This window comes from Microbacterium sp. NPDC057741, from assembly GCF_042798735.1.
In the GTDB taxonomy this organism is placed as follows: domain Bacteria; phylum Actinomycetota; class Actinomycetes; order Actinomycetales; family Microbacteriaceae; genus Microbacterium.
The window spans coordinates 477,145-501,993 of sequence record NZ_JBHVJW010000002.1 but is presented as its reverse complement, the minus strand read 5'-3'; the positions used below and the strand labels follow the sequence as shown (position 1 = coordinate 501,993).

Genomic DNA, 24,849 nt, shown 5'->3' with positions numbered 1-24,849 from the left:
GTAGCCGCAGGAGAGGGGCCTTGCTATGCCCGAAGGACAAGTGCTCGAATTCACGCACGTGACGAAACGATTCGGTGACGTCACGGCGCTCTCCGACTTCTCGGCCCGCATCGAGCCGGGAGCGGTCACGGGTCTGCTCGGCCCGAACGGAGCCGGCAAGACCACGTCGCTGCGCATCCTGCTCGGCCAGGTGCGCGCCACGTCGGGAACCGCCACGATCGGCGGCGTCCCCTACTTCGACATGCGTCAGCCGCTGCGCACGGTCGGCAGCGTGCTCGAGGAGACCGTGTACCGGCCTCGTCGCACGGCCGCCCGTCAGCTGCAGATCGCGGCCAAGGCGAACGGCATCCCCCTCACGCGGGTCACCGAGGTGCTCGATCTGGTCGGGCTGCATGGCGACGCGAACACCCGCATCGGCACGTTCTCGCTCGGCATGCGTCAGCGCCTGAGCCTCGCCACAGCACTGCTCGGCGACCCCGGTGTGCTCGTGCTGGACGAGCCGGCGAACGGTCTCGACCCCGAGGGCATCCGCTGGATGCGCCTGCTCATGCGCCGGCTGGCCGACGAGGGGCGCACCGTGCTGGTGTCGTCGCACGTGCTCAGCGAGGTCGAGCAGGTCGCCGACAACGTGGTGGTGCTCTCGAAGGGCGAGGCCGTGTACACCGGCGGCATCGACGTGCTCTCCGACCCGACGACGGGTGCGGTGATCGTGGACGCCGAGGACCGCGCGCAGCTCACCTCCGCGCTGGCCGCCGCCGATCTCGAGTTCGACGTGCTGCGCTCGGGCGTCACGGTGCGCGGATCGGATGCCGCCGCGATCGGCGCCCTCGCCGCCTCAGCCGGCGTCGCGCTGACCGTGCTGCAGCAGCGTGGCCCGAGCCTGGAGGAGGTCTTCCTCGACCTGGTCTACGGACGTCGCACCGAACCGGTGCTGCTCGCGGACTCGGGTGCTGCTGTCGAGGGCGGCGAAGCCGGCCCGATCGACAACGAGGCGGATGACGGCGGCGATGCGGGCGCCGATGATGAAGGTGCTGCCGCGGGAGCAGCCGCAGCCGAGACGGCCGACCTCGGTGCGCTCGGCACCGAGGTCGCACCGGGAGCCGCAGGCGCGGACGCCGGTGACGCGGGCCTCGCCGGAGCAGGTGCGGCCGCTGCCGCCGTCGCAGCCGGTGCTGCAGCTGCCGGCGCGTTCGGCGCCGGAACCACTGCGGAGGCCGAGGACGCCGCTGACTCAGGCGACGACGGCTCCGCAGGTGCGGATCTGGCCACCGGCGCCGTCGCAGCAGGGCTCTTCGGCACCGGAGCTGTTCCGCAGGCCGAGCACAGCGCGCAGGTGGACGCGGACACTGCCGCGGATGCCGCCGCAGGTCTCATCGGCACCGGAGCCGTTCCGCAGGCCGAGCACAGTGCGGACGTGGACGCGGACACGGCCGCGGATTCCGTCGCGGCAGACGAGGCGGCGACCGCCGGAGGTCTCATCGCCGAGGCTGCTCCGAACGCCGGCGATGGGACCTCGGCTGACGCAGTCGCGGGCGACGACACCGCGGGCACCTTCGGTGCCGAATCCGACGACGCCGCGACCGCCGGATCATTCGACACCGACGCGGCTCCGGAGACGGACGACGCCGCAGACGCAGAGGCCGCGGGCCTCGCCGGGGTAGACGAGGCGGGCACCGAGGCCGCTCAGAATGCCGACCACGACGGAGCCAGCGCAGCCGCAGCGTTCGGCACCGACGCGGCTCCGGAGACGGACGACGCCGCAGACGCAGAGGCCGCGGGCGTCGCGGAGGCAGCCGCAGGTAGTGCCGCGGCCGCGGCAGGGAACGTCGACGAGTCCGGTCCGGCGTCCGACGACGCCGCAGCGGACGACGACACCGCAGGCGACGTCGATGACGAGTCGGCCCCGGCGTCCGACGATGCCGCAGTGGACGACGCCACGGCAGACGAGGCGGGCGCAGGCACCGAGGCTGCTCAGAATGCCGACTACGACGAAGCGGGCGCAGCCGCAGCCTTCGGCACCGACGCGGCTCCGGAGACGGACGACGCCTCAGACGCAGGCCTCGCCGGGACAGAGGCAGGCGGTATGACGACCGCGGACGCCGACACCGCAGGCGACGTCGATGACGAGTCGGCCCCGGCGTCCGACGACGCTGCGGAGACGACGGGCGCCGAGGACGCGGGCACCACCGAGCTCTCCGCCGAGACGGCTTCCGAACCCGACGACAGCGGCGCTTCCGTGCACAGCGCATCCGACGCGACCGGCTCGCAGGCCGACGCGTTCGATGCTGTCTCCGCGACCGGCGACACCCTGGCCGACGATGGCGCCCCCACCGACGATGCTGCGGACCCGGCGCACGACGCCGACGCCACTTCTGCCGGCGAGAACGGCGATCCGTCGACGGAAGTCACGGATGTCGCGTCCGAAGCCCCGGAGCAGGATGGCGCGACCACGCCTGCCGACACCGCGGCATCCGCCGTACAGGAGGACGACGCAGACATGGTTGTGGACGTCGAGCCCGCGGCATCCGAGCGTTCGCCGATCTCGCACGTGCCGCTCCCCTTCGCGACCTCCGCGATCTCGCTTCCCGGCGAGACCGTCGAGCCGACGTTCACCGAGCTGATCACCGGCCTGCCCGCGACCGGCGCGATCGACCTCGCCGCTGCGGAGGAGATCGATGACGCCGTCGATGACGCCGTCGACGACGTGCCGGTCGAAGCGCACGAGGTGTTCGCTCCGCTGTTGAGCCGCGACATCGACGACGCTGCCGACGAACCGGTCGAAGCTGCGACGCCGAACTCAGAGGAGGACGACGACCCGCGTCTCGCCTCGATGCGGAACTCCCTGGCCGCGGCGCGCAAGGCGTACTTCGAGGACCCGGCTCCGGCGTGGCCCTACGGCAAGCCCTCTGAGGACGACTCGGAGGCATCCGACTCAGGGGCCGCGGACGAGTCCGCCGAGGATTCCGGCCAGAAGGACTGACGTCCATGACCCCTCAGCTCAGCTGAGGGGTCATCTTCTGCGGCATCCGACTCTGCAGACCCCGCGATCTCCGGCCCCTCTCCTCCAGCACGGCAGGAGGGGTCATTGTCTGCGGCATCCGACCCCGCAGCCCCGTTCCGACCCCTCGTGCGTATCGCGGGGAGCGCGGCGGGGTGAAGCGAGGCGGCGCGTCAGGCGGGGCGCGGGCGGATGACGGGGCGCTTGCTGCCCTTCGCGGGCACGGCCACCGGCGCTGTCGAGGCGATCTCGACGACGTCGGCCTGCTCCTCGCTGACCTCCAGACGCAGCGCCTGTGTGAGCGCGGGACCGTGCTTGGTCGTCAGGATCAGGCGCTGGAACTGCTCGTCGCCCTCGAGGTCGATGACGACGCCCGGACGATGCCGCCGGATCATCACGAAGTCCGTGGTCGCGGCGCCCTTCCAGGTGCCGGCGGCGAGGACCCCGGGGATGTGCGTGCCCGGCCCGGGCACACCCCTCAGCCAGGTCCAGGCATCCTCAGTCAGCTGCACGCGGGTGATCGTCGACCGCTCGACGCGCAGGTTCGCACGGTGGAACGTCACAGCGCGCTCGATCGGTGACAGCACGATCTCGAGCTGAGACTGATCGAGGAGCAACGTCACCATGAGCTACAGTCTGCCAGCGCTTCGCTGATAGCAGGCGGCGTGTCGCCGCGTTCCCGGTGATTGTTCAGATGGTGCCATCGTCGCCGAGTACAGGACACCCGCTGAGAACAGGACGGATGCACGGAAATCGTCCTGTTCCCGGCGAATTCCCTGTTCTCGGCGACACGCCGCTCGACGGCGCGTTCAGGCGGTGGCGGATGCCGCGGCTGCGGCCGCCGCGGGCAGGGCCCGCTCGATCACTGCGAGGTCGTCGTCGGTGTGCGCGGCCGTGAGGAACCACGCCTCGAACACGCTCGGCGGCAGCGCCACGCCCTGCTCGCGCATCGCGTGGAAGAACGGCGCGTACCGGAACGACTCCTGCGCCTGCGCCTGCGCGTAGTCGCGCGGCACCTCGGGCGCGAATGCGACGCCGAACAGGCTGCCGGCGCGAGGCACCGTGTGCACGACACCGGCGTCCGTCAGCGCGCCATCGAGCGCCGTGGCGATGCGGTCGGCCGCGGAGTCGACCAGGGCGTACGCCTCCGGCGTCGCGAGCTTCAGGGTCGCGAGGCCGGCGGCGACGGAGAGCGGGTTCCCGGAAAGCGTGCCGGCCTGGTAGACCGGGCCGAGCGGCGCCAGCAGATCCATGACCTCGGCGCGCCCGCCGAGGGCGGCCAGCGGCATCCCTCCGCCGACGACCTTGCCGAAGGTGAAGATGTCGGGCTGGTATTCCTCGCCGGCGGCCTGCTGCAGACCCCAGAATCCGGCGGGGTGCACGCGGAAGCCGGTGAGCACCTCATCGAGGATCATCAGCGCGCCGTGCGCGTGCGCTGTCTCGGCGATCAGCTTGTTGAAGCCGGGCAGCGGCGGGACGACACCCATGTTGGCGGACGCCGCCTCGACGATCACCGCGGCGATGCGAGGGCCGTGCTCGGCGAACACCGCGGCGAGGGCCTCGGGGTCGTTGTAGTCGATCACCAGGGTCTGCGCGGCGATCGGCGCGGGCACCCCTGCCGAGCCGGGCAGCGCGAGCGTCGCGACCCCGGAGCCGGCCGCGGCGAGCAGACCGTCGGAGTGGCCGTGATAGTGCCCGGCGAACTTCACGAGCAGGTCGCGGCCCGTGGCACCGCGCGCCAGACGGATGGCGGTCATGGTCGCCTCTGTGCCGGTGGAGACCAGGCGCACGCGCTCGACCGGGCGCGTCTCGCCGAATCGCACGCGGTCGGCGATCAGCTCTGCCAGCTCGACCTCGCCCTCGGTCGGAGCGCCGAACGACAGGCCGCGGGTCGCGGCCTCCTGCACGGCCTCCACGACGATCGGATGCGTGTGGCCCAACAGCGCCGGCCCCCACGACGCGACGAGGTCGACGTACTCGGTGCCGGCGGCATCCGTCACGCGAGCTCCCCGAGCGGATGCCAGGAAGCGCGGCGTGCCTCCGACCGATCCGTACGCCCGCACCGGCGAGTTCACCCCGCCGGGGATGACCGCGCGTGCGGCGTCGAACAGGGTGTCGTTGCGGTCGGTCACGAAGGCTCCTCGTTCAGCAGACATACGCGACAAGGCTACGCCGCCGACCTATGAGAGGAACTGAGCGGCCGCACGGACACCGGCCTTGCAGCCTGACCACGGATCCCGTGCATCCGCGCGGCGAGTGCGGCAGTGAGTCGTCAGTCACTCATCGCGGGGACAGCTTCGCTCCCAGAACTCACCGTAGGTCTGCACGGTCGGGTCCGCGTAGTCCGCGCCCATACCCAAGACAGTTCCAGGCCTCAGGAGGGCAAGCGTTGTTCCATCGACCGAGATTGGCTCCAGCAAGTTGGCAGACGGCCGTCCGAGCAGACCCCACGGTTCCTTACCGTGACCATAGACGCTATACGTGCTGAGCACCGAACCAGTCCAGTCCGGCGTGGTCATCCGAATCTCTGTGATGCCAGTATCCGAGACGTCACCCGTCCACTCGATCGGCTCGGATTCGCGGTCGTCGTTCGTATCGGTGGCGATCACCTCGATGTCCGTCAATGTGCCCTCGCACAAGGCCGCGACGGCAATCAACGCACCCTGGTCGTTGCGGGACAAAGCAATGCGGCCGATGACTGCCGGGCTGCAGGACACGAGGCCCGCTGCCAGGATCATGACGCAAGCGGCGAGCCCCGCGCGAACCGTGCCCAAGCGAGCCATGTTCCGAGTTTCCGGGTGCGGGTGGGATCCCGCGAGCGGCGATACCGAATCGTTGCTCGTCGCAGAGGACGCGACGGCCGATCTCGCCGATGTGTACGCCGATCGGCGCAATTCATGTGCAGAACGGGAATCCTGGGCGACAGCGTACGGCTATTGAAGCAAGCCAGCCTGCTTCAACTGCCTACCTCCGGCTGTCGATCGCTCCGTCGAATTCACTCGACCGCCGGTTGTGCTCGCGCGCAGCGCGGGCGCTCAACGACCGGAAGAAAGCCAGCGGGCCGCCTCGACCGCCCAGTACGTCAGCACAGCATCCGCCCCGGCGCGCCGGATCGACAGCAGCGACTCCAGCACGGCCGCCCGCCGGTCGATCCAGCCGTTCGCCGCGGCCGCCTCGATCATGGCGTACTCGCCGGAGACCTGGTATGCCCACACCGGAATATCGACGGCGTCCCGCACCTCGCGCAGCACGTCGAGGAAGGCCATCGCCGGCTTGACCATGACGATGTCGGCGCCCTCCTGCTGGTCGACGACCGCCTCGCGCACGCCCTCGCGCCGGTTGCCCGGGTCGAGCTGGTAGGTGCGGCGATCGCCCTGCAGCTGCGAGTCGACGGCCTCGCGGAACGGTCCGTAGAAGGCGCTCGCGTACTTGGCCGCGTAGGCCAGCAGGATCGTGTCGGTGAAGCCCTCGGCGTCGAGCGCGGCACGAAGGTGCGCGACCTGGCCGTCCATCATGCCGCTGAGCCCCAGCAGCTGCGAGCCGGCGCGGGCCTGAGCCAGCGCCATCGAGGCGTAGCGGTCCAGCGTCGCGTCGTTGTCGACCGATCCGTCCGCGGCCAGTACGCCGCAGTGCCCGTGGTCGGTGAACTCGTCCAGGCAGAGGTCGGTCTGCACGACCAGCGCATCGCCCGCCTCGGCGGCGACCGCCTCGGTCGCGACGTTCAGGATGCCGCGGGGGTCATCGGCCCCTGATCCGGTGGCGTCACGCACGGTGGGCACACCGAACAGCATGACGCCGCCGACACCGGCATCCGCCGCCTCCGCCGCCGCTGCGCGCAGGGAGTCGAGCGAGTGCTGCACGACTCCGGGCATCGAGCCGATCGGCGCAGCCTCTGTCAGCCCTTCGCGGACGAACATGGGCAGCACGAGTTGCCGAGCCTCGAGGGAGGTCTCGCGCACCAGCGCTCGCACGGGTGCGGACTGCCGCAGCCGCCTCAGCCGGGTCTCGGGGAAGCTCACGCGATCACTCCGATCTGGGTGCGGAAGGAGTTGGCATCGGAACCGGCGTCGGCAGCGGCGTTCTCCATCCGTCGCTGCTCTGCACGGATGGAGAACGCACGGGAAGGGCTTCCCAGAGCGGCGGAATCCATCTGCGGCGGCGCGAGTCGGCTCACGGCGCGAACTCGTCGGCCGCGTGCGGGAGGGTGAAGTGCGAGACGACCTCGATCAGGGCGTCGACGGTCTGCTTGTCGGCGATCGCCCAGATCGGCAGACCGACCTTGCGGGCATCGGTCGCGGTGCGCGGTCCGATCGCCGCGAGCAGCGTCGTGTCGGGGATCTCGGGGAACTGCTCACGCACCTGCCGCGCCACCGAACCGCTGGTGATCAGGATCGCGTTGATGCGCCCGTTGAGCACGTCACGGTGGATGCGGTCTGTGACCGGAACGCCGACGGTGCGGTAGGCGACGATGCTGTCGACCAGATGCCCGGCACCCGACAGCATGTCGGTGAGCACCGGCTTCGCGATCTCGCTGCGCAGAGTCAGGATGCGGCGGGGCTCGGTCTCGAGCGAATTGATCTGCTCCGCCATTCCGGCGGCGGAGTTGTCGGTCTCGGGGACCATCTCGACGTCGTAGCCGACCGCCTGCAGTGCGGCCGCCGTGGTCTCGCCGACCGCGGCCACCTTCGTACTGCGGGGGATCTCGACACGGTGCGCGAAGAGGACGTCGACCGTGGTGGCGCTGGTGATGGTCAGCCAGTCGTATTCACCGGCGGCCAGACGGGCCAGCGCGTCGTCGAGCGCCTGCTGGTCTGTGGTCGGGGCGAAGTTGATCAGCGGCGCGACCACCGGAACGGCGCCCTGCGCACGCAGGCTCGCCGCGACCCCGTCACCCCATGGACCGCCGCGGGGCACGAGGACGCGCCAGCCGCTCAGGGGCTTGTCCGGCGGGGCCGGAATCGAATCGGTAGAAGTCATTCAGCATCACTCTCGCGGGAGGAGGTCGGCCGCCCCCTGTTCGAGCAGCCGATGGGCCGCAGACATGCCGAATGCACGCGCTGCGTGCATCGGGTCTGCACCATCGGCAGCATCCGCGCCGTTGCCGCTGCCGTTCCGACGAATATACCCCTCGTCCAGGATCTCTGTGACCTCGAAGTCGATCCGGCGACCGCCGTCGGGGGCGAACACGGCCGCTCGCAGGTGCAGGCCGGCATCCGTCTGCACCGCGTGCGCGGCCATCGGCGCCTGGCATCCGGCGTCGAGTCCGGCAAGAACCGCTCGCTCCGCCGTGACCGCGATCCGGGTGGCCGGGTCGTCGAGCTCGGCCAGCCAGCCGAGCAGCTCGGCCGGTGCGTCCTCGGTGGTCTCGACCGCGAGCGAGCCCTGCCCCGGTGCCGTCGGCCAGTCGGCCAGAGCGAGCTCCTCGCGACGCAGCGGGCTGTCGGCGCCGAGGCGGGAGAGACCGGCGGCGGCGAGGATCACGGCATCCAGTTCTCCGGATGCCACGCGCTCGAGCCTCGAGTCGACGTTGCCACGGATGTCGACGACCTCCACACCAGGGTTGCGGCGGCGCACCTGCGCGATGCGACGCGGAGCACCTGTGCCGACCCGCCTGCCGGCCGGCAGTTCGGCCAGCAGGGTGCCGTCGCGCGTGATCACGATGTCACGCGCGTCGACTCGCGAAGGCGTGGCCGCGATGACGAGTCCGGCAGGCTGCGCAGTGGGCAGGTCCTTCAGCGAGTGCACCAGCAGATCGCACTCCCCGCGCAGCAGGGCCTCGCGCAGCCGGGTGGCGAAGACGCCCTGGCCGCCGATCTCGGAGAGGGATGCCCGGTTCGTGTCGCCCTCGGAGGTGATGGGGACCAGCTCGACCGGACGCCCCGAGATCTCCTGCAGCGCGACGGCGACGTGGCCGGACTGCGCCTGAGCGAGTGCGCTGCGGCGGGTTCCGAGACGGATGATGGTGCTCATCGGTTCACTGCAGGACGTCGGCGATCTCGTCGAGCCGCAGGCGGCGTCCGGTGTAGAACGGCACCTCCTCCTTCACATACCGACGGGCGTCGGTGTAGCGAAGGTCGCGCATCAGGTCGACCAGCTCGGTGGGGTCGTCCGCCTCGAGCGGCAGCAGCCATTCGTAGTCGCCGAGGGCGAAGGCGGCGACGGTGTTCGCGATGACACCGGTGAATGCGGCGCCCTTGCGACCGTGGTCGGCGAGCATCTTGCGGCGCTCGGCCTCGTCGATGAGGTACCACTCGGGCGTGCGCACGAACGGGTACAGGCAGAGCCACTGCTTGGGCTCGATGCCGCGCAGGAAGCCGGGCACGTGCTGGCGGTTGAACTCGGCGTCGCGGTGCACGCCCATGACGTTCCACACCGGCAGCAGCGGGCTGAGCAGCTCGGTGCGGCGCAGCCGGCGCAGCGCCCGCTGCAGGTCTTCGGCGGTGGGGCCGTGCAGCCACACCATGAGGTCGGCCTCGGCCTTCAGGCCGCTGACGTCGTAGAAGCCGCGGACGGTGACGCCGGAGTCCTCGATATGACCGACGATCGTCTCGAGCTCCGTGGAGTCGGGGTCTGCGTGCGGTGCATCGGGATTGCGGCCCCACACCGCCCAGAGGGTGAAGCCGGACGGGGAGGATTCGGTCTCATCGGACATGTCCCCAGTCTGCCCCTTCGGGGCGGAGACGGCGAACCCGCCGTTCGTCACTTCATCTCGCTCGCGGATCCTGAGCGAGGAGCGGAGCGACGAGCGCCGTACTGAGCGAGCGAAGCGAGACGAAGTGACGAAGGGCGCTCAGCACGGCGCTCGCTGCGCTCCTCGCTCAGGAACCGGGCGTCAGCGCGATGCCGCGCGGGCGATCACCCAGACGATGCCGCCGACGGTGACCGCGACGCCGATGACGGCCGCGACGGCGCCGACCGGGTTCTTCTTCGCGAACACCCGGGCCTTCGCGATGCCGCGCTGCGAGGCCTGCTCGACCCGGCGGGGCACGTTGGCCTTGACCTCGATCGCGGCGAGTGCCGCCTTCAGTTCGGCGCGCGCCGACGCCACCGGGTCGGTGATGCCGTACGCAACAGCAGTGCGCGGCAGCGGAGTCTGCTCAGAATTCGTCATCAGCGACCTCCCGGGGGCGCTCATCGCCGGCCTCGCGGACGAGGCGGATGTCGGTGGAAACGGCCTGCGCGGGGTTCTCGCGCTTCATCACCTTGCGGAACCGCAGCAGACCGAGCAGTCCGAACACGAGGACGGCCAGGATCAGGATGCCGAAGACGACGAGCGCGGAGGCCCACACGGGCATCCAGGATGCGAAGCCGGCGACCGCGAAGGTCAGGATGACCGGAATCGCCCAGAACAGGAAGAACAGCGCGACGACGAACCAGAGGCTCCCCATCCCGGCATCCTTGGAGGTCTTCTGCACCCACGCCTTGGCGTGGTCGATCTCGGCCTTGACCAGGTTCGAGACCAGATCCGGCATGTCGCCGAGCAGAGTCAGCAGACTGTCGTCGGCGCGATCCCGATACCCCCGGGGCATGTCAGTCGTCCTTGCTCTTCTTGGTCTTCGCTGCCTTGACAGCGTCCTCCGCAGCATCCGCGACGTCGTCGGCGGCGTCCTTGGCGGTGTCGATCACGGTGTCGAGCTTCTGGCCCGGCGTTCCGGCGGTCGATGCCGAGCGCACCACGCGCACCGCACCGTCCCAGAGAGCCTGCGGCACCGCAGCGGCCTTGGCCTTGGCGAAGTCCTGCACGCGGGTGACCTGCTGCTGCACGGGGTCGAGGTGCCAGACCTTCAGCCACTGCGTCTTGATCTGCTCATAACGCTCGCGGCCGGCACGAGTGCCGAGCACGTAACCCACGCCGAGTCCGACGACGAGTCCGATCTTCCCCTTCATCGGGGGCCTCCTGACTGTTGTTGCGACTGGCGGCGGCGGCCGACCAGGACTCCCAGCGTAACCCTGTATTCCGTTTTCGGCATCTACCGGTGCCGACGACCGGTCATCAGGCGTCTTCTCCTGCTCCGGTCGCGATGGATGCGGGTGTTCCGCAGGCAGACCCGCATCCGTTGAGACCGGAGCGGCCGGGGCGACGCATCAGCCGAAGAGGAGGGCTCGGCGCAGCCGGTCGGTCTCGGACACGGCATCCGGCACGACCTGCGCGAGCCCCGTTCCCGCCAGCCATGCGCCGACTGCGGCCGCCCCGGGAACGGCGCGCACCGCCGCTCGTGCGGCCGTGCGCCGCTCCGCGGAGCCGATGACGGATGCCGGCTGCGCCTGCACGTGGCGCGCGCGATGCGCGCCGACGAGCTGCTCGGGACGCAGCGTCACGCCGAGCATCGCGGATGCCTGGGCGAGGGCCAGCTGCGCGGCATCCGCATCATCGAGCGCGGCGGTCGCGGGGACTTCGCCCTGGCTGCCGAACGAGACCCGCACGACATGGCGTCCGGCGGCGGCCTCCCGAAGCCACCCCCACTTCACGGTCGAGTGCGTGAGTGCCTTCGCGATTCGGCTGCCCGGCACCGTGAGCACGCCGGTGCCACGCGGCGCCGCGTCGAGCTCCGGAGCGTCGAGCACCAGGGTGACGATCTCGATCTCGGGTGCGACGGCCGGCTCGCCGAGGTCCGCGTGCCCGCTGAGCAGCGCCCGCGCAGCGGGCTCCGAGGTCGCGACGACCACGCCGGTCGCGCGGAACTCCTCTGGGCCGGCGTCCCCGTCGCTCAGGTCGCCGTTCTTCCCGCTCTCGGCGCCGGTATCCGGGGCGAATTGCGACCCGAACGGGGACTCCGACTCGGGGCGAGTCACCCGCACCTCCCAGATCGCTCCGTCGCGCGCGAGCGTCTCGACGCGGGTGCTGGTGCGGATGTCGACGCCGAGCTCCTCGAGGTCGGCGCGCAGTGCGTCGACCAGCGTGCTCATGCCGCCGATGAGGCCTTCGACAGCGGAGCCGGGCGCTGCGCCCTTCTGCTCACGCTCGCCGCGCAGCACGGCGACCGCACCGGAGAGCGAGCCGACGCGGGTGAGCGCGGCGCTCAGCCCGGGCGCGACCGCCTCGACGTCGACGTCGTCGGGGTGCGCGGAGTACACGCCGGCGGTCACCGGGGCGACCAGCCGGTCGCGCACCTTCTCCCCCATCCGCGTGGCGACGAGCCTGCCGAGGCTCTTCTCGTGGCCGATCGTGAGGGGCGGCCGGAGCCGGTCGAGATACGCCCGCCACACACCGCGTTGGCCCAGCACTCGCCGCACGTCGTCCTGGAACGGGTTCTCCGGGATGCCGAGCAGGCCGCCCTTCGGGATCGGTGCGGCTCCCACATCCGGGATGCCGTCCAGCCAGGCGCCACCGCCCTCGGGCGTGACGACCCGGTCTTCGAGGCCGAGCGCGGTGACCAGCGCGCGGACATGCCCGCCGCGGGTGGCGTAGCTCTCGGCGCCGGCGTCGACGACGATCCCGTCGACCGCGGCGCGACGGATCGCGCCGCCGAGCTCGTCGGACGCCTCGAGCAGCGTCACCGGCATCCCGACCTTCGCGCACTCGCGAGCGGCCACCAGGCCGCCGATGCCGCCGCCGATTACGACGACGTGCTGCTCGGCCGCGCGGGCCGCGAGTTCGGGAGTCTGGTCGGTCATGCATCCATCCTGACACCAGCATCCGATGCGGAAGCCGGGAGAAAGGGCGGATGCCGCCTGGTCAGTCGCCGAGCGGGATCTGACGGCGGTCGAGCATGCTCGGCTGAACGGTGTTGATGACCGTCGGAGTGCCGCTCGACGTGTCGATGAAGTACGTGGCGATGTTCCCCTCAGTGGCGACCGGGAACGCCCAGGTGCCGCCGGGCACATCCGGCTGCGGCCCCAGCACGACATCGAGCGGCTCGGGCACGTCGCCCTTGTACACCTCGATCGGGGTGATGGTCGCCGACGAGGAGAAGTCCACTCGCGGAGTGCGCCAGATCACGTCGGCGGGGTCGCCCTTCGCTCGGCCGAAGACGATGATCTCGGCCTCGTCCACCCACTCGGCGAGCTGTCCGGGCGTCGCTGCGGGGATCTGCTCCGGCTGCCCGGCCAGCACGCGTGCGAAGGCGCGCTGCGCACCGGAGTCGTCGTGCAGTCCGACATGGCCGAAGAGCTCGTAGGCGTCGCCGTCCTTCTTGAGCACGAAGATCCCCTCGTGCTTGGCGTCGTAGGAGTCGTTCGGCTCGCTGACGAGCGCGTAGTAGGTGTCGGCCGGCTTGGTGACGGTGATCGTCTCGGGCGCATCGCCCTTCATGACCTCGCTGACGCTGACGGTCGCCGTCTGCACCGGGAAGTCGTCCTGATCGATCTCGGTGATCACGGGGTCGACGGAGTCGACCGTGCCGTAGACGATCAGGTCCGCGGCCGGCACGAGCTCGCTGAGCGGCTCGGACGGATTCGGGTCCTGTGCAGCTGCGGTCGATGAACGGGGAGTGGGCATCGGTTCCTCCTCTGAGCCGGCACTGCATGCGGTCAAGGTCAGCGCCAGGAAGGCGGCGATGACCACGTTCGCCCTCCGCATGGTCATCAGTTCGCGACCTCGACGACGTTGAACGACTTCGTGAACTCGTCCATGCTCATGACGAACGTCCCGTCCGGCGGCGTGGTCAGCTCGCCACCCGCGGCACGGATCGCATCTTCGTGGTTGGTGTTGCGGCCCCACGGATTCCGGATCACGACCATCTGCTGGCCATTCTCCTCGTAGGCGCGGAGAACCGTCATCGCATGCCCGCCGCCCTCGAATCCGAGCTGCCCGTTCTGGGCGCTGGCGACGACGGGACGGCCGTCGGCGAGAGCATCGTGCATGTCGTCGAAGCTGTCGGAGACGTCGTTCCCGCCGGTGAGCCAGTCCCAGCGGCCGGGATCGTGATCCTTGACGTCGGCCTCGTCGCCGTAGACGTCCTCCATGACGTCACGGGCCCAGCCGCCGTTGGTGAACTCCTCGAAGCCGCCCTCGTGGATCTCGTAGGCCCCCTCGATGACGCGCACCCAGGCGGCACGGTCGTCGTCGGGGATCTGGTCGCCGCCCACCGTGATGTCGCCGTCGGCGAAGTGCACCGTGTAGGTGCCGTCGGGGTTCTCCGTGATCATGTCCTTGATCTTCTGCGGATCCCCGTTCGCGATCCCGGCGAGCGCGGAGAGCAGGTAGCAGTCGCCGGCGCCTCGCTGCTCGATGTCCCTGATGTCGGGCTCGCCGTGCGGGTAGAGGTCGAGCGCCGGTTCGCCCGGCAGCTTCTCGCCCTTGCGGATCTTGTCGAGGTCGGGATCCGAGATCGTCTCCAGCGTGCGCTGGTACACCCCCTGCCACACCGAGAACGAGCCGCCCCACTTCGACGAGGCGGCGTCCCACTCGTCCCGGGCGTCCCAGGCGGCGTCCTCGAGCTTCTGGTGGTCCTTCTTCTGCTCGTCGTAATCGTCCGCGCCCTCGACGGGGACGGCGGCGCTGTTGTAGGCGTCGACGGCGCTCCGGTACTTCTCCCACAGGTCCTTGCACGTGACCGCGAGCCCGTTGAGCTCCTCCTGGTGGTACGAGGTCTTGGAACCGTAGCTGCCGAACGCCTGCCCGATCGGCAGGTAGAGCGCCGCGGCCACCGCGATCCGGTCAGCGGCGTCGCCGATCGAGGCCCGCAGTCTGTCGGTCGCCTTGCCGGTGATCTTCCACTGCGAGATGTCGGAGTCGCGGATCAGCGTCAGCTGCGCGCCGATCTCGCTCATCCGATGTCCGTAGTCGGCCATGGACTGCCCGTTGCGGTGCACGACGTCGGGTTCGCCGACCATCGTGCGGATCTGCTCGCCGACGGTCCACGCCTCGCCTGCGGTTCCCCCGTCGACTCGTTCCGTCATCTCAGAACCACCTGTCCAGGCCGTAGTACGAGTCGATGACGTCGCTGATGTACGTCGAGATGTCCTGCAGCTCGTCGATGAGTTCGGAGCGCTTCGGCTCCCACGCTCCGCGGAAGTCGGATGCTGCGCCCTGCAGCTCGCCCTTCTCGAAAGGGCTGTCGATCGCGCCGGCGATGTCGGTGTTGCGCTCGGGAGCGTCCTCGAGCTCGGCGATCAGCTCCTTCAGCGAGGAGCGCACCCCCTCGAGCAGGTCGTAATCGATCGTGACGTCCTTGCCGCCCATCAGCACCCCCCGGTTTCCTGATGCGACCCTAGCGGAGCGTCAGCGCAGCACCCCATGGGGAGAACTCCCCATGGGCGTCGGGCTCAGCCCTCGCCGTGCGCGAGCGCGACGATGCGGGTCAGCTGGTCGGGGTCGGTCTCGGGCGGCACGCCGTGACCGAGGTTGAGGATGTGGCCCTTCGCTCCGCGACCGCGCTCGATCACGTCGCGCACGTGCGCCTCGAGCACCGTCCACGGGGCCTGCAGCAGCGCCGGGTCGATGTTGCCCTGCACGGTCACGTCGGGGCCGAGGATGCCGATGGCCTCGTCCAGCGGCATCCGCCAGTCGACGCCGACGGCGTCCGCCGCGCCGTCGAGGCGCATGTCGGTGAGGAACGGTCCGGTGCCGACGCCGAAGTGGATGGCGGGCACGCCGATGCCGTCGATGACCTCGCGCGAGTGCGGGGCGACGTAGGTGCAGTAGTCCTCGGTGGACAGCGAGCCCGCCCACGAATCGAAGAGCTGCACGACGGCTGCTCCGGCATCGCGCTGCGTCTCGAGGAAGCGCCGCGACACGGCGGCGAGCCAGCCTGCCAGCCGGTGCCACGACACCGGGTCGGCGTGCATCATGGCGCGGGCGCGCAGGTGCTCCTTCGAGGGTCCACCCTCGACGAGGTAGGCGGCCAGGGTGAACGGGGCACCGGCGAATCCGATCAGCGGCGTCTCGCCCAGCTCGGCGGTGACGATGCGCACCGCCGCGGCGATCGCGTCGCCGTCGAGCGAGGCGGGGTCGATCGCGATGAGCCGCTCGACGTCGTCCGCCGTCCGCACCGGGTTCGCGAACACCGGGCCGCGGCCGGGCACGATCTCGACCTCGACTCCGGCCAGGCGCAGCGGGATGACGATGTCGCTGAAGAAGACGGCCGCGTCGACGCCGTGCCGGCGCACCGGCTGCAGCGTGATCTCGGCCGCGAGATCCGGGGTCAGGCAGGCGTCCAGCATCCGCGTGCCGACGCGCAGCTCGCGGTACTCGGGCAGCGAGCGTCCCGCCTGCCGCATGAACCAGACGGGGGTGCGATCTACGGTCTCTCCGGTCAGCGCGCGCAGCAGGTCACTCATGCGTCCATCCTGTCACCGGTGCCTATGCGTGCGCCCTGCCCGGGCGCCTGCCGGCACTCGTCACTGCGCGGTGCGCCGGTGGATCGCCTGCAGCCGCTCGATCAGGGCCGACGGGCCGTGCACCACGAAGTCGCAGTCCAGACGCAGCAGACGCATCGCGAGCCAGTGCACGGTGTCCTCGTCGCTGCGCCAGCGGGTGCCTTCGCCCTCCTCGTCCAGGCTGCCCCGTCCGAGCTCGTCGCGCAGCTTCTCGGCCGCGACCCGGAGCGGCAGGCGCAGGGTGACGTCTGCGCGCAGCACCGGCTCCGCGGCGAGCGCGCGGCGGCGCATGAGAGCGGCGACCTCTTCCTCCGGCAGCGCGTGTTCGGCCGGTACTCCGGTCGGACGCGGGGCCCCGATCCGGTCGACGCGGAACACGCGCCCGGCGCCGCGGTCGAGATCGACGGCGAGCAGGTACCAGCGCCGGTGCTGCAGCACGAGGCGAAGCGGCTCGACGTGCCTGCGGGACGTCTCGCCGTCGCGGCGCTCGTAGTCCATCCGGAGCCGCTCGCGACGGGTGGCCGCACTCGCGAGCACTCCCAGGACCTCGGCATCCACCGCTGGACGATCCGGGTCCCACCCGATCGACACCGACGACAGCGCGGCGACCCGGCTCGCCAGCCGTGAGGGCAGCGACTGCCGGAGTTTGGCCAGGGCGCTCAGCCCGGCATCCTCGACGCCGGGGACACCGGCGGATGCCACGGTGCGCAGCGCGATGGCGACGGCGACCGCCTCGTCGTCGTCGAGCAGCAGCGGGGGCATCGCTGTCCCCGCGACGAGGCGATAGCCGCCCTGCGCGCCCATCGTGCCCTCGATCGGATAGCCCATGTCGCGCAGCCGGTCGACGTCCCTGCGCACCGTGCGCGGCGTCACCTCGAGCCGGGTCGCGAGCTGCGATCCCGGCCAGGGCCGACCGGTCTGCAGCAGCCCGAGCAGATCGAGGAGGCGGGTGGTCTGGGTCATGTCGTCAATCATCCTCCGGATCTAGGACTGAAACAGTCCTAGATGCGTCTTAGCGTAGATCCCACAACGACGAAAGGACACGCCATGACCCGCACCGACTCCGCCACGCCCTCTGGCTACAGCACCGTCGCACCCTGGGTGGTCACCGATGACACCGGCGCACTGCTCGACTTCATCGGCTACGCGTTCGACGGCGAGGAGCTGGCCCGCGTCGTCACCGCGGACGGATCGATCGGGCACGGTGAGATCCGCGTCGGCGACACCGTCGTGCTCGCCTTCGACCGACGCGCGGACTGGCCGGCGATGCCGAGCCTGCTGCGCATCTGGGTCGCCGACGCCGACGCGGCGTTCGCCCGCGCGATCGAGCGCGGCGCGAGCGTGGTGACCGCACTCGGCGACAACGCCTTCGGGCAGCGCGGCGGCCGCGTGAAGGACCCGCTCGGCAACATCTGGTGGGTCACCCAGCAGGTCGAGACGGTACCCGAGGAGGTCATGTGGCAGCGCCTGCAGCAGCCCGCCTATGCCGAGAACATGCGGTACGCGCAGGAATCGCTGGACGCCGAGCTGAGCGGATCGGCGTCGACCTGGAGCAGCGCCCCGGTGCGGGAGGGCTGATCGCCGGGACGGATGCTGGACACTGCGGCATCCGTCCCCCTATGCTCGGATGCGCACCGGGAGCAGCCCGGATGCCTGAGGGAAGGAGAGCCTGATGAACGTCTCTGTCGTCGTGCCTTCCCTCGACATCCACTCATCTGAGGCCGCCCGCCACTGACATCCCGCGGTGGCCTCCTCCCCTGGAGCACACCACCGTGAACAAGCCGTCCTTCGACGCATCCCCTTTCGACACCACCCTCTCCTTCGCCGACACGAGCCTGGTCGAGAACCAGCGCTGGAGCACGTGGCAGGCGGTCACCCCCTCCGAGCGCGGCCCCGAGCCGCGCCCCGACTGGGTCGTCACCTCGGCCGACGCGGTCGACACCGAGCTCGGCATCCTCAAGACGGGCAAGGAGGCCGACGTGTTCCTCATCGAGCGCGCCGTGCCCTTCGACCCGTCGCAGCGCTCACTGCTCGCCGCGAAGCGGTACCGGTCGACCGAGCACCGCAGTTTCCACCGCTCCGCCGTGTACACCGAGGGCCGCAGCACCCGGAACACCCGCGACACCCGGGCACTCGCCAAGAAGTCGACGCATGGCCGCGCCGTCGCCGCCGCTCAGTGGTCGTTCGCCGAGTTCGAGGCGCTCTGCCGCATGCATGAGCTCGGCGCCCCTGTCCCCTACCCCGTGCAGGTGGACGGCACCGAGGTGCTGATGGAGTTCATCGGCCACGACGGAACCGCGGCCCCTCGGCTCGCCCAGGTGCGTGACGGGCTCGACGACTGCTTCGCGCAGGTCGCCGAGATCCTGCGGATCTTCGCGCGCGCGGGGCTCGTGCACGGCGACCTCTCGGCGTACAACCTGCTCGTGCACGACGGGCGCGTGGTCGTGATCGACCTGCCGCAGATCGTCGACCTGGCCGCCAACCCGCAGGCGTGGGATCTGCTGCACCGCGACTGCGTGAACGTGTGCGAATGGTTCGCCCGCAGGGGCGTGGCCGCCGACGCCGACGAGCTGATCGCCGAGCTGGTCGCGGAGTCGTTCGGGTGATCGGATGCGTCGGTTCGTGACGGGCGTCAGGGGTCACATAGGAGGGCGGCGTAGAATCCCCTTCCGTGCTGGTCTGCGTCTCGGCGAGTCATCGAACCGCCTCCTTCGAGTTGCTCGAACGCCTCAGCCGCACTCCTGACACCGTGGCCCCCGTTCTGATGGCCAGCGGCGCGCAGGGTGCGGTCGTCCTGGCGACGTGCAACCGCTTCGAGGCGTACGTGGAGATCGACGCCGAGCCCGCAGCTGCGGCGGACGCGGTGCGCGACGCGGTCGCGGCGGCCACCGGCATTCCGGCGGAGGATCTGGACGGCTCGTATCAGGTGCTCAGCGACCGTCGGGTGCCCGAGCACCTGTTCGCCGTGGCATCCGGTCTGGAGTCGGTCGTGTCGGGCGAGGGTGAGATCGCCGGACAGGTTCGCCGCGCGCTGACCACCGCTCGCAAGGGCGGCACCACCTCCCCCGAGCTGGAGCGCCTCTTCCAGCGTGCCAGCCAGGCGCAGCGCAAGGTCAAGAACGACACCGCGCTCTCGCGCGCCGGCCGTTCGCTGGTGCGCCTCGCGCTCGACCTCGCCGACAGCCGCATCGCGGACTGGGGCGCGGAGCGCGTGCTGCTGGTCGGCACCGGCGCCTACGCCGCCGTGACCCTCGCGACGCTGCGCGAGCGCGGCGCCACCGACATCGCCGTGCACTCCCCCTCGGGTCGTGCCGCGGCCTTCGCGAAGAAACACGACATCCGGGCGATCACGGCCGACGAGTATGCCGACGTCGCGCGCCGGTCGACGCTGCTGATCACCTGTACGGCCGCCGCCGAGCCCGTGCTCGGTCCTGCGCAGCTGCAGCGCTCGGCATCCGCCGCGGCCGTCGGCTGCCCCGTCGCGCACCAGGCCGCGGGGCAGCTCGTGATCGACCTCGGGATGCCGCGCAACGTCGACGCCGCCGTCGCACAGCTCGAGGGCGTCGCCCTGCTCGACCTCGAGACGATCCGACTGCACGCCCCGCTGGAGGAGCTGCAGGCGACGGATGCCGCGCGCTCCATCGTGCGCGCCGCCGCGGCGGACTTCCACGTGGTCGGCGCCCGGCAGAGCGTCACGCCCGCCGTCGTCGCGCTGAGGTCGCACATCTTCGGTCTGCTCGAGGACGAGATCGAGCGCGCCCGTCGCCGCGGCGACGAGGACGGCCGCGTGGAACAGGCCATGCGACACCTCGCCGGCGTGCTGCTGCACACTCCCACCACCCGCGCGCATGATCTGGCCGACTCCGGCCGCGGGCACGAGTTCCTCTCCGCGCTCGAGACCCTCTACGGCCTCGCTCCGGATGCTCCGGCATCCGAGGCATCCGGTACCGCCACCGCCTGAGCCGCTCCCTCAGGGTGTCGGACGCCGGCGCTAGCGTGAGAGCCATGCGAACCCTCGGCCGCCGGGTGCTCAACCGCGCCACCCTCGAGCGGCAGTTGCTGCTGCGCCGCTCCGACCTGTCGGTGCTGCAGGCGGTCGAGCATCTGGTCGGGGTGCAGGCGCAGACGCCGCACTCCTGGTACGTCGGGCTGTGGTCGAGACTCGCGGGCTTCACGCCGGCTCAGGCCGCCGACCCGCTCGCCGATCGGCAGCTGGTGCGCATGGCGCTGATGAGGTCGACGATCCACCTGGTGTCAGCGGACGACGCCCGCGCACTGCGCCCGCTCATCCAGCCGGTGCTCGATCGCGACCTGTACCGCAATCACACGCACGGCAAGCCGGTTGCGGGCATAGACATGGCGGCGCTCGTCGCGGACGGTGCGGAGCTGCTCGCCCCCGCAGCGCTGACCAACAAGCAGCTCGGCGAGCTCCTCGCGGAGCGCTGGCCCGACCGGGCGCCTGCCTCGCTGGTCTACGCGATCCGCAACCAGGTGCCGCTGGTGCAGGTGCCGCCGCGCGGGATCTGGGGGCGCAGCGGTCCGATCGCGCATACGACGGCGGACGCCTGGATCGGGCCGGATCGCACATCGCCGATCACACTCGCGCGCATGATCGAGCGCTACCTCGCCGCATTCGGACCGGCGAGCGTGAAGGACGTGCAGGTGTGGTCCGGGCTCACCAGACTGCGCGAGGTCGTCGATGGGATGCCGCACCTGCAGGTCTTCCAGGACGAGGACGGTCGAGAACTGCTCGATCTCCCGGACGTCGCACTGCCCGACCCCGACGTCCCTGCACCGCCGCGATTCCTCTACGACTTCGACAATCTGCTGCTCTCGCACGCCGACCGGAGCAGAGTCATCACCGAGACGTGCGGGCGGCAGAGCTATCGCGCGCAGCGTCCGACGCCGCAGATCCTGCTGGTCGACGGATTCACCGCCGGCGACTGGACGATCACGCGCGATGCGGAGTCGGCGACGCTGACCGTGCGGCCTCACGACCGTCCGTTCGCTTCCGCCGATGCCGACGCGATCGCCGCAGAGGGGCGGGCGCTGCTGGCGTTCAGCGATCCGGACTCCCCGACTCGCGATGTCGTGTTCGACCACCCGTATCGACCGGACTGATGGATAGCCTGGGTCACATGACCGAGACGCTGGACGACGGGCCCTTCTTCCACGGCACCAAGGCCGATCTGCAGCCCGGCGAACTGCTCAGCGCGGGATTCCGGTCGAACTACCGGCCCGAGGTCGTGATGAACCACATCTACTTCACCGCGCTGCGCGACGGAGCAGGCCTCGCAGCCGAGCTGGCTGCAGGCGACGGCGAGCCGCGTGTCTACCGCGTCGAGCCCACCGGCGACTTCGAGAACGACCCGAACGTCACCGACAAGAAGTTCCCCGGCAACCCGACCCGCTCCTACCGCAGCACCGAACCGCTGCGCGTGCTGGCCGTCGTCGACGACTGGACCCGCCTGACGCCGGAGGCGCTGCAGACCTGGCGCGACAACCTCGCCCGCATGCGCGCCGAGGGCGGCGGCGAGATCATCAACTAGTCGGCGGCCTCGTCGTACCGGTCGCGGTTCGCGGTGATCTCGTTCTGATGGGCGGACGCCCACTCCGCGATCGCGAGCACGGGTCCTGCGAGGCTCTTGCCCAACGGGGTCGAGCGGTACTCGACGCGCGGCGGGATCTCGGCGAAGATCTCGCGCTCCACCAGTCCGTCGCGTTCGAGCTGGCGCAGCGTGTGCGTCAGCATCCGTCCCGAGATGCCGGGCGTCATCTGCTTGAGCTCGGTGAACCGGAGCGGCCCCTCGTGCAGCATGCCGACGAGCATCACGCTCCACTTGTCGCCGATGCGCGACAGGATCGAGCGGAACACCTCGGCCTCGGCGGGGTCGTGCCCGCAGACCTGGTGCATGCGCGGCTCATGGATCGACGCCATCCTGTCCTCGACCGTCATCGCCTGCTCCTCTCCTGCCCGATGGTCACATCCGTGTGACCTGGTGACGTTGCTTTCACCGGCACCCCTTCGGGAATACTTACCCATAGTACATCAGTTACTGTCGGTAACTTCGAAAGGTTCAGTAACCCATGATCGTCCTCACCATCATCACCTGGGTCCTCTCCGGCCTGCTCGCGCTCGTCAACCTCATGGCCGGCGGGATGAAGGTCGTGAAGCCGCACGGCGGCGACAAGCCCATGCCGACCCTGGCCAACTTCTCCGACGCGCAGGTGCGGCTGATCGGCATCGCCGAGGTGCTCGGCGCGATCGGACTGATCGTGCCCGCCCTCACCGGCATCCTGCCCTGGCTCACCCCGCTCGCGGCGCTCGGCATCGCGATCATCCAGTTCCTCGCGATCTTCGCGCACCGCAGGCACGACGAGCCGTTCGTCCCGAACATCGTGATGATGCTGATCGCCGTGGCCATCGTCGTACTGCGCCTGGTCGGGGCATGACCACCGTCGAAGCGGCTCGGCACGCCGCAGGCAGGACCGCCGGAACCGGAGTGATCTGGCTGCTGCTCGGAGCCGCGTTCGTCACCATGCTCAATGAGACGGTGATGAGCGTCGCCCTGCCGCACCTGGTCTCCGACCTGGGCATCACCCTCGCCACCGCGCAGTGGACCACGACCGCGTTCATGCTGACCATGGCGGTCGTGATCCCCACCACGGGCTGGGTGCTCCAGAGGTTCAGCACGCGGCAGGTGTTCCTGTTCGCGATGGCGGCGTTCCTCGTCGGCACCGTGATCGGGGCGGTCGCGCCGAACTTCACTGTGCTGCTGCTGGCCCGTGTGGTGCAGGCCGTCGGCACGGCGATGATGATGCCGCTGTTGATGACCACGATCATGAACGTCGTTCCCGCGGACGAGCGCGGACGGTTCATGGGGCGGATCACGATCGTCATGGCGGTCGCCCCGGCCCTGGGCCCCGCCCTCTCCGGCTTCATCCTGAACGCGCTGTCCTGGCACTTCCTGTTCTGGACCATCTTGCCCATCGCCGCCATCATGACGGTGGTCGGCGCGATGCTGCTGAAGAACGTCGGCGAGCGCAGCAGCGCCCCACTCGACGTGCCCTCACTGCCTCTGGTCGCGGTCGGCTTCGGCGGCCTCGTGTACGGCATCAGCACCGTCGGCGGCGGCCCGGACGCTCCCGTCACGGCGGGCGTCGTCGCCCTGGCGGTCGGCGTGATCGGCCTGGCGCTGTTCGTGCTGCGGCAGCTGCGGCTTCAGCGCTCCGACCGGGCCCTGCTGGATCTGCGCACCTTCGCATCGCGCTCCTTCGCGCTGGCGACGGGCCTCATCGTCGTGATGATGGCGGCGATGTTCGGAGCGATCATCCTGCTGCCGATCTACCTGCAGAACGTGCTCGGCGTGGACTCCGCGACCACCGGTCTGCTCCTGCTCCCCGGCGGCCTGGTGATGGGGCTGGTCGCCCCGCTGGTCGGCCGCCTGTTCGACAGGTACGGACCGCGGCCGCTGGTGATCCCCGGCGCGATCGTCGCGTCGGGCGTGCTGTGGTCGATGACCCTAGTCACCGAGAACACGCCGCCTGTCGTCGCCGCGCTGGCGCTGGTCGGCATCTCCCTCGGCGTCTCGTTCATGATGACCCCGCTGATGACCTCGGCACTCGGATCGCTCGGTCCCCGGCTGTACTCGCACGGCTCGGCGATCGTCGGCACCGTGCAGCAGGTCGCCGGCGCCATCGGAACGGCGCTGTTCGTCAGCATGCTCGCCATCGGCACCGCTCAGTCCGCCGGCACGGGTGCGACGGATGCCGCGGCCGGCGCCGAGGGCGTCGCGTTCGCGTTCCTCGTCGGCGCGGCCATCTCGCTGATCGCCGTCGTGGGCAGCTTCTTCGTGAAGCGACAGGATTCCGCGCCCGAGCAGCATCCGGCGTCCGACCTCGAGCCCGCCGCGGTCTGACCCGCGCTCTTCGCGCGTGATTGTGCGCTTCGCTCGGACGGATCCTCGGATCACGTCCGCGCGAGGCGCACAGCTGCGCTCCGGATGCCCTGGGCGGCCGGCCTACCGTGCCCGGTACCTCGCGTAGAGCACGCCGCTGTCCGAGAACGAGCGCTCCTCGACGAGGTCCAGGTCGAGCCGCACTCCGTCGGGGAAGAACCTCGTTCCGCCGCCGACGACGCTGGATGTGATGAACAGGTGATAGTCATCGACCAGGCCGGCACGGATCGCCTGCGCGGCCAGGTTCGGGCCGTCCACAGTGAGGTCGCGATCCGACTCCTCCTTGAGGCGTCGCACCGCATCGGGGTCAAAGGACCGCTCGATGCGGGTGCGCTCGCTCGACGGCGCGGTCAGGGTCGAGGAGTAGACGACTTTCTGCACCGCACGCCAGTCCTCCGCGTACTGCAGGATGTGCGGCGGCACGTCCGGTCCCGGTCCGAGCGTCTCCCAGAACACCATCGTCTCGTACATCCGCCGCCCGTACAGATACGTGCCCACTGGGCGGAACAGGTCGTTCACGAAGGTGCGCACCTCGGGGTCGTCCGCAGCCCTGCCGAGTCCGCCTTCCTTCGCCTCGGTGTACCCGTCCAGTGAGGTGATCATCGAGTAGATGAGCCTGCCCATGGTCGTGCT

The 24,849-nt window shown here is 70.4% G+C and carries 27 protein-coding genes; 8 read left to right on the top strand and 19 right to left on the bottom strand.

Annotated features, from left to right (window positions below; genetic code table 11):
- Positions 1 to 25: 25 nt before the first annotated feature.
- Positions 26 to 2,980, top strand: a complete 2,955-nt coding sequence (locus ACFVDO_RS09340; protein ID WP_378858245.1) for an ATP-binding cassette domain-containing protein — start codon at positions 26 to 28, stop codon at positions 2,978 to 2,980.
- A 191-nt stretch (positions 2,981 to 3,171) separates the two neighbouring features.
- On the opposite strand, the gene ACFVDO_RS09335 is transcribed toward ACFVDO_RS09340, so the two are convergent.
- From ACFVDO_RS09335 to ACFVDO_RS09255, 17 genes are all read right to left on the bottom strand, one after another.
- Positions 3,172 to 3,624 (bottom strand): hypothetical protein, encoded by a 453-nt coding sequence (locus tag ACFVDO_RS09335; RefSeq protein WP_378858244.1) that lies wholly within the window; start codon positions 3,622 to 3,624, stop codon positions 3,172 to 3,174.
- Positions 3,625 to 3,807: 183 nt separating this feature from the next.
- Positions 3,808 to 5,154 carry a glutamate-1-semialdehyde 2,1-aminomutase gene (locus ACFVDO_RS09330; protein ID WP_378858243.1) on the bottom strand — a complete coding sequence of 449 codons (1,347 nt, stop codon included), beginning with the start codon at positions 5,152 to 5,154 and terminating at the stop codon, positions 3,808 to 3,810.
- A 120-nt stretch (positions 5,155 to 5,274) separates the two neighbouring features.
- Positions 5,275 to 5,736 carry a hypothetical protein gene (locus tag ACFVDO_RS09325; protein WP_378858242.1) on the bottom strand — a complete coding sequence of 154 codons (462 nt, stop codon included), beginning with the start codon at positions 5,734 to 5,736 and terminating at the stop codon, positions 5,275 to 5,277.
- A 297-nt stretch (positions 5,737 to 6,033) separates the two neighbouring features.
- Positions 6,034 to 7,017 carry a porphobilinogen synthase gene (hemB, locus tag ACFVDO_RS09320; protein WP_378858241.1) on the bottom strand — a complete coding sequence of 328 codons (984 nt, stop codon included), beginning with the start codon at positions 7,015 to 7,017 and terminating at the stop codon, positions 6,034 to 6,036.
- The gene (locus ACFVDO_RS09315) at positions 7,014 to 7,172 is read right to left on the bottom strand and encodes a hypothetical protein (RefSeq protein WP_378858240.1); all 159 of its coding nucleotides are present in this window, start codon (positions 7,170 to 7,172) and stop codon (positions 7,014 to 7,016) included. The genes hemB and ACFVDO_RS09315 overlap by 4 nt, the downstream gene beginning before the upstream one ends.
- On the bottom strand, positions 7,169 to 7,975 hold the full coding sequence (locus ACFVDO_RS09310) for a uroporphyrinogen-III synthase (RefSeq protein ID WP_378858239.1): 807 nt from the start codon (positions 7,973 to 7,975) through the stop codon (positions 7,169 to 7,171). The genes ACFVDO_RS09315 and ACFVDO_RS09310 overlap by 4 nt, the downstream gene beginning before the upstream one ends.
- 6 nt (positions 7,976 to 7,981) lie before the next feature.
- Entirely contained in the window at positions 7,982 to 8,968 is a 987-nt protein-coding gene (gene hemC / locus ACFVDO_RS09305; protein WP_378858238.1) for a hydroxymethylbilane synthase, read from the bottom strand.
- Between the two features lie 4 nt (positions 8,969 to 8,972).
- Complete coding sequence (gene hemQ / locus ACFVDO_RS09300; RefSeq protein WP_378858237.1) at positions 8,973 to 9,650, bottom strand: hydrogen peroxide-dependent heme synthase; 678 nt, start codon at positions 9,648 to 9,650, stop codon at positions 8,973 to 8,975.
- A 180-nt stretch (positions 9,651 to 9,830) separates the two neighbouring features.
- On the bottom strand, positions 9,831 to 10,109 hold the full coding sequence (locus tag ACFVDO_RS09295) for a hypothetical protein (protein WP_378858236.1): 279 nt from the start codon (positions 10,107 to 10,109) through the stop codon (positions 9,831 to 9,833).
- Positions 10,096 to 10,527, bottom strand: a complete 432-nt coding sequence (locus tag ACFVDO_RS09290; protein ID WP_378858235.1) for a phage holin family protein — start codon at positions 10,525 to 10,527, stop codon at positions 10,096 to 10,098. The genes ACFVDO_RS09295 and ACFVDO_RS09290 overlap by 14 nt, the downstream gene beginning before the upstream one ends.
- A gap of 1 nt (position 10,528) precedes the next feature.
- Positions 10,529 to 10,885 (bottom strand): hypothetical protein, encoded by a 357-nt coding sequence (locus ACFVDO_RS09285; protein ID WP_378858234.1) that lies wholly within the window; start codon positions 10,883 to 10,885, stop codon positions 10,529 to 10,531.
- A 198-nt stretch (positions 10,886 to 11,083) separates the two neighbouring features.
- A complete protein-coding gene (locus ACFVDO_RS09280; RefSeq protein ID WP_378858233.1) occupies positions 11,084 to 12,613 on the bottom strand; it encodes a protoporphyrinogen/coproporphyrinogen oxidase in 1,530 nt (509 codons plus the stop codon).
- Between the two features lie 61 nt (positions 12,614 to 12,674).
- A complete protein-coding gene (locus ACFVDO_RS09275) occupies positions 12,675 to 13,436 on the bottom strand; it encodes a hypothetical protein (protein ID WP_378858232.1) in 762 nt (253 codons plus the stop codon).
- An 86-nt stretch (positions 13,437 to 13,522) separates the two neighbouring features.
- Entirely contained in the window at positions 13,523 to 14,839 is a 1,317-nt protein-coding gene (locus ACFVDO_RS09270; protein ID WP_378858231.1) for a C2 family cysteine protease, read from the bottom strand.
- Position 14,840: 1 nt separating this feature from the next.
- Positions 14,841 to 15,122 carry a hypothetical protein gene (locus ACFVDO_RS09265; RefSeq protein WP_378858230.1) on the bottom strand — a complete coding sequence of 94 codons (282 nt, stop codon included), beginning with the start codon at positions 15,120 to 15,122 and terminating at the stop codon, positions 14,841 to 14,843.
- An 83-nt stretch (positions 15,123 to 15,205) separates the two neighbouring features.
- Complete coding sequence (gene hemE, locus ACFVDO_RS09260) at positions 15,206 to 16,219, bottom strand: uroporphyrinogen decarboxylase (RefSeq protein ID WP_378858229.1); 1,014 nt, start codon at positions 16,217 to 16,219, stop codon at positions 15,206 to 15,208.
- 60 nt (positions 16,220 to 16,279) lie between these two features.
- A complete protein-coding gene (locus ACFVDO_RS09255) occupies positions 16,280 to 17,221 on the bottom strand; it encodes a helix-turn-helix transcriptional regulator (RefSeq protein WP_378858228.1) in 942 nt (313 codons plus the stop codon).
- Positions 17,222 to 17,305: 84 nt separating this feature from the next.
- On the opposite strand from ACFVDO_RS09255, the gene ACFVDO_RS09250 reads away from it, so the two are divergent.
- From ACFVDO_RS09250 to arr, 5 genes are all read left to right on the top strand, one after another.
- Positions 17,306 to 17,836, top strand: coding sequence for a VOC family protein (locus tag ACFVDO_RS09250; protein WP_378858227.1), 531 nt, complete (start codon positions 17,306 to 17,308; stop codon positions 17,834 to 17,836).
- 194 nt (positions 17,837 to 18,030) lie between these two features.
- The gene (locus ACFVDO_RS09245; RefSeq protein WP_378858226.1) at positions 18,031 to 18,864 is read left to right on the top strand and encodes a serine protein kinase RIO; all 834 of its coding nucleotides are present in this window, start codon (positions 18,031 to 18,033) and stop codon (positions 18,862 to 18,864) included.
- A 65-nt stretch (positions 18,865 to 18,929) separates the two neighbouring features.
- Positions 18,930 to 20,219 (top strand): glutamyl-tRNA reductase, encoded by a 1,290-nt coding sequence (locus tag ACFVDO_RS09240; RefSeq protein WP_378858225.1) that lies wholly within the window; start codon positions 18,930 to 18,932, stop codon positions 20,217 to 20,219.
- A 44-nt stretch (positions 20,220 to 20,263) separates the two neighbouring features.
- Positions 20,264 to 21,379, top strand: a complete 1,116-nt coding sequence (locus ACFVDO_RS09235; protein WP_378858224.1) for a winged helix DNA-binding domain-containing protein — start codon at positions 20,264 to 20,266, stop codon at positions 21,377 to 21,379.
- A 17-nt stretch (positions 21,380 to 21,396) separates the two neighbouring features.
- Entirely contained in the window at positions 21,397 to 21,807 is a 411-nt protein-coding gene (gene arr / locus ACFVDO_RS09230) for an NAD(+)--rifampin ADP-ribosyltransferase (RefSeq protein ID WP_378858223.1), read from the top strand.
- Here arr and ACFVDO_RS09225 read toward each other — a convergent pair.
- A complete protein-coding gene (locus ACFVDO_RS09225) occupies positions 21,804 to 22,214 on the bottom strand; it encodes a winged helix-turn-helix transcriptional regulator (protein WP_378858222.1) in 411 nt (136 codons plus the stop codon). The two genes, arr and ACFVDO_RS09225, sit on opposite strands and share 4 nt — an antisense overlap.
- A 131-nt stretch (positions 22,215 to 22,345) precedes the next feature.
- Here ACFVDO_RS09225 and ACFVDO_RS09220 point away from each other — a divergent pair, with 131 nt between their 5' ends.
- Both ACFVDO_RS09220 and ACFVDO_RS09215 read left to right on the top strand, forming a co-directional pair.
- Positions 22,346 to 22,711 (top strand): DoxX family protein, encoded by a 366-nt coding sequence (locus ACFVDO_RS09220; RefSeq protein WP_378858221.1) that lies wholly within the window; start codon positions 22,346 to 22,348, stop codon positions 22,709 to 22,711.
- On the top strand, positions 22,708 to 24,177 hold the full coding sequence (locus ACFVDO_RS09215) for an MDR family MFS transporter (RefSeq protein WP_378858220.1): 1,470 nt from the start codon (positions 22,708 to 22,710) through the stop codon (positions 24,175 to 24,177). The genes ACFVDO_RS09220 and ACFVDO_RS09215 overlap by 4 nt, the downstream gene beginning before the upstream one ends.
- Before the next feature lie 102 nt (positions 24,178 to 24,279).
- Here the strand turns inward: ACFVDO_RS09215 and ACFVDO_RS09210 are convergent, their stop codons facing one another.
- A complete protein-coding gene (locus ACFVDO_RS09210) occupies positions 24,280 to 24,840 on the bottom strand; it encodes a dihydrofolate reductase family protein (protein WP_378858219.1) in 561 nt (186 codons plus the stop codon).
- Positions 24,841 to 24,849: the final 9 nt, after the last annotated feature.

Coding starts and splice junctions, on each gene's coding strand:
- ACFVDO_RS09310 (WP_378858239.1), bottom strand. CDS start 7,975: ATGACTTCTACCGATTCGATTCCGGCCCCGCCGGACAAGCCCCTGAGC.
- ACFVDO_RS09225 (WP_378858222.1), bottom strand. CDS start 22,214: ATGACGGTCGAGGACAGGATGGCGTCGATCCATGAGCCGCGCATGCAC.
- hemE (WP_378858229.1), bottom strand. CDS start 16,219: ATGAGTGACCTGCTGCGCGCGCTGACCGGAGAGACCGTAGATCGCACC.
- ACFVDO_RS09220 (WP_378858221.1), top strand. CDS start 22,346: ATGATCGTCCTCACCATCATCACCTGGGTCCTCTCCGGCCTGCTCGCG.
- ACFVDO_RS09295 (WP_378858236.1), bottom strand. CDS start 10,109: ATGACGAATTCTGAGCAGACTCCGCTGCCGCGCACTGCTGTTGCGTAC.
- arr (WP_378858223.1), top strand. CDS start 21,397: ATGACCGAGACGCTGGACGACGGGCCCTTCTTCCACGGCACCAAGGCC.
- ACFVDO_RS09265 (WP_378858230.1), bottom strand. CDS start 15,122: ATGGGCGGCAAGGACGTCACGATCGATTACGACCTGCTCGAGGGGGTG.
- ACFVDO_RS09270 (WP_378858231.1), bottom strand. CDS start 14,839: ATGACGGAACGAGTCGACGGGGGAACCGCAGGCGAGGCGTGGACCGTC.
- ACFVDO_RS09340 (WP_378858245.1), top strand. CDS start 26: ATGCCCGAAGGACAAGTGCTCGAATTCACGCACGTGACGAAACGATTC.
- ACFVDO_RS09280 (WP_378858233.1), bottom strand. CDS start 12,613: ATGACCGACCAGACTCCCGAACTCGCGGCCCGCGCGGCCGAGCAGCAC.
- hemC (WP_378858238.1), bottom strand. CDS start 8,968: ATGAGCACCATCATCCGTCTCGGAACCCGCCGCAGCGCACTCGCTCAG.
- hemQ (WP_378858237.1), bottom strand. CDS start 9,650: ATGTCCGATGAGACCGAATCCTCCCCGTCCGGCTTCACCCTCTGGGCG.
- ACFVDO_RS09325 (WP_378858242.1), bottom strand. CDS start 5,736: ATGATCCTGGCAGCGGGCCTCGTGTCCTGCAGCCCGGCAGTCATCGGC.
- ACFVDO_RS09235 (WP_378858224.1), top strand. CDS start 20,264: ATGCGAACCCTCGGCCGCCGGGTGCTCAACCGCGCCACCCTCGAGCGG.
- ACFVDO_RS09275 (WP_378858232.1), bottom strand. CDS start 13,436: ATGCCCACTCCCCGTTCATCGACCGCAGCTGCACAGGACCCGAATCCG.
- ACFVDO_RS09335 (WP_378858244.1), bottom strand. CDS start 3,624: ATGGTGACGTTGCTCCTCGATCAGTCTCAGCTCGAGATCGTGCTGTCA.
- ACFVDO_RS09255 (WP_378858228.1), bottom strand. CDS start 17,221: ATGACCCAGACCACCCGCCTCCTCGATCTGCTCGGGCTGCTGCAGACC.
- ACFVDO_RS09210 (WP_378858219.1), bottom strand. CDS start 24,840: ATGGGCAGGCTCATCTACTCGATGATCACCTCACTGGACGGGTACACC.
- ACFVDO_RS09290 (WP_378858235.1), bottom strand. CDS start 10,527: ATGCCCCGGGGGTATCGGGATCGCGCCGACGACAGTCTGCTGACTCTG.
- ACFVDO_RS09285 (WP_378858234.1), bottom strand. CDS start 10,885: ATGAAGGGGAAGATCGGACTCGTCGTCGGACTCGGCGTGGGTTACGTG.
- ACFVDO_RS09330 (WP_378858243.1), bottom strand. CDS start 5,154: ATGTCTGCTGAACGAGGAGCCTTCGTGACCGACCGCAACGACACCCTG.
- ACFVDO_RS09215 (WP_378858220.1), top strand. CDS start 22,708: ATGACCACCGTCGAAGCGGCTCGGCACGCCGCAGGCAGGACCGCCGGA.
- ACFVDO_RS09250 (WP_378858227.1), top strand. CDS start 17,306: ATGACCCGCACCGACTCCGCCACGCCCTCTGGCTACAGCACCGTCGCA.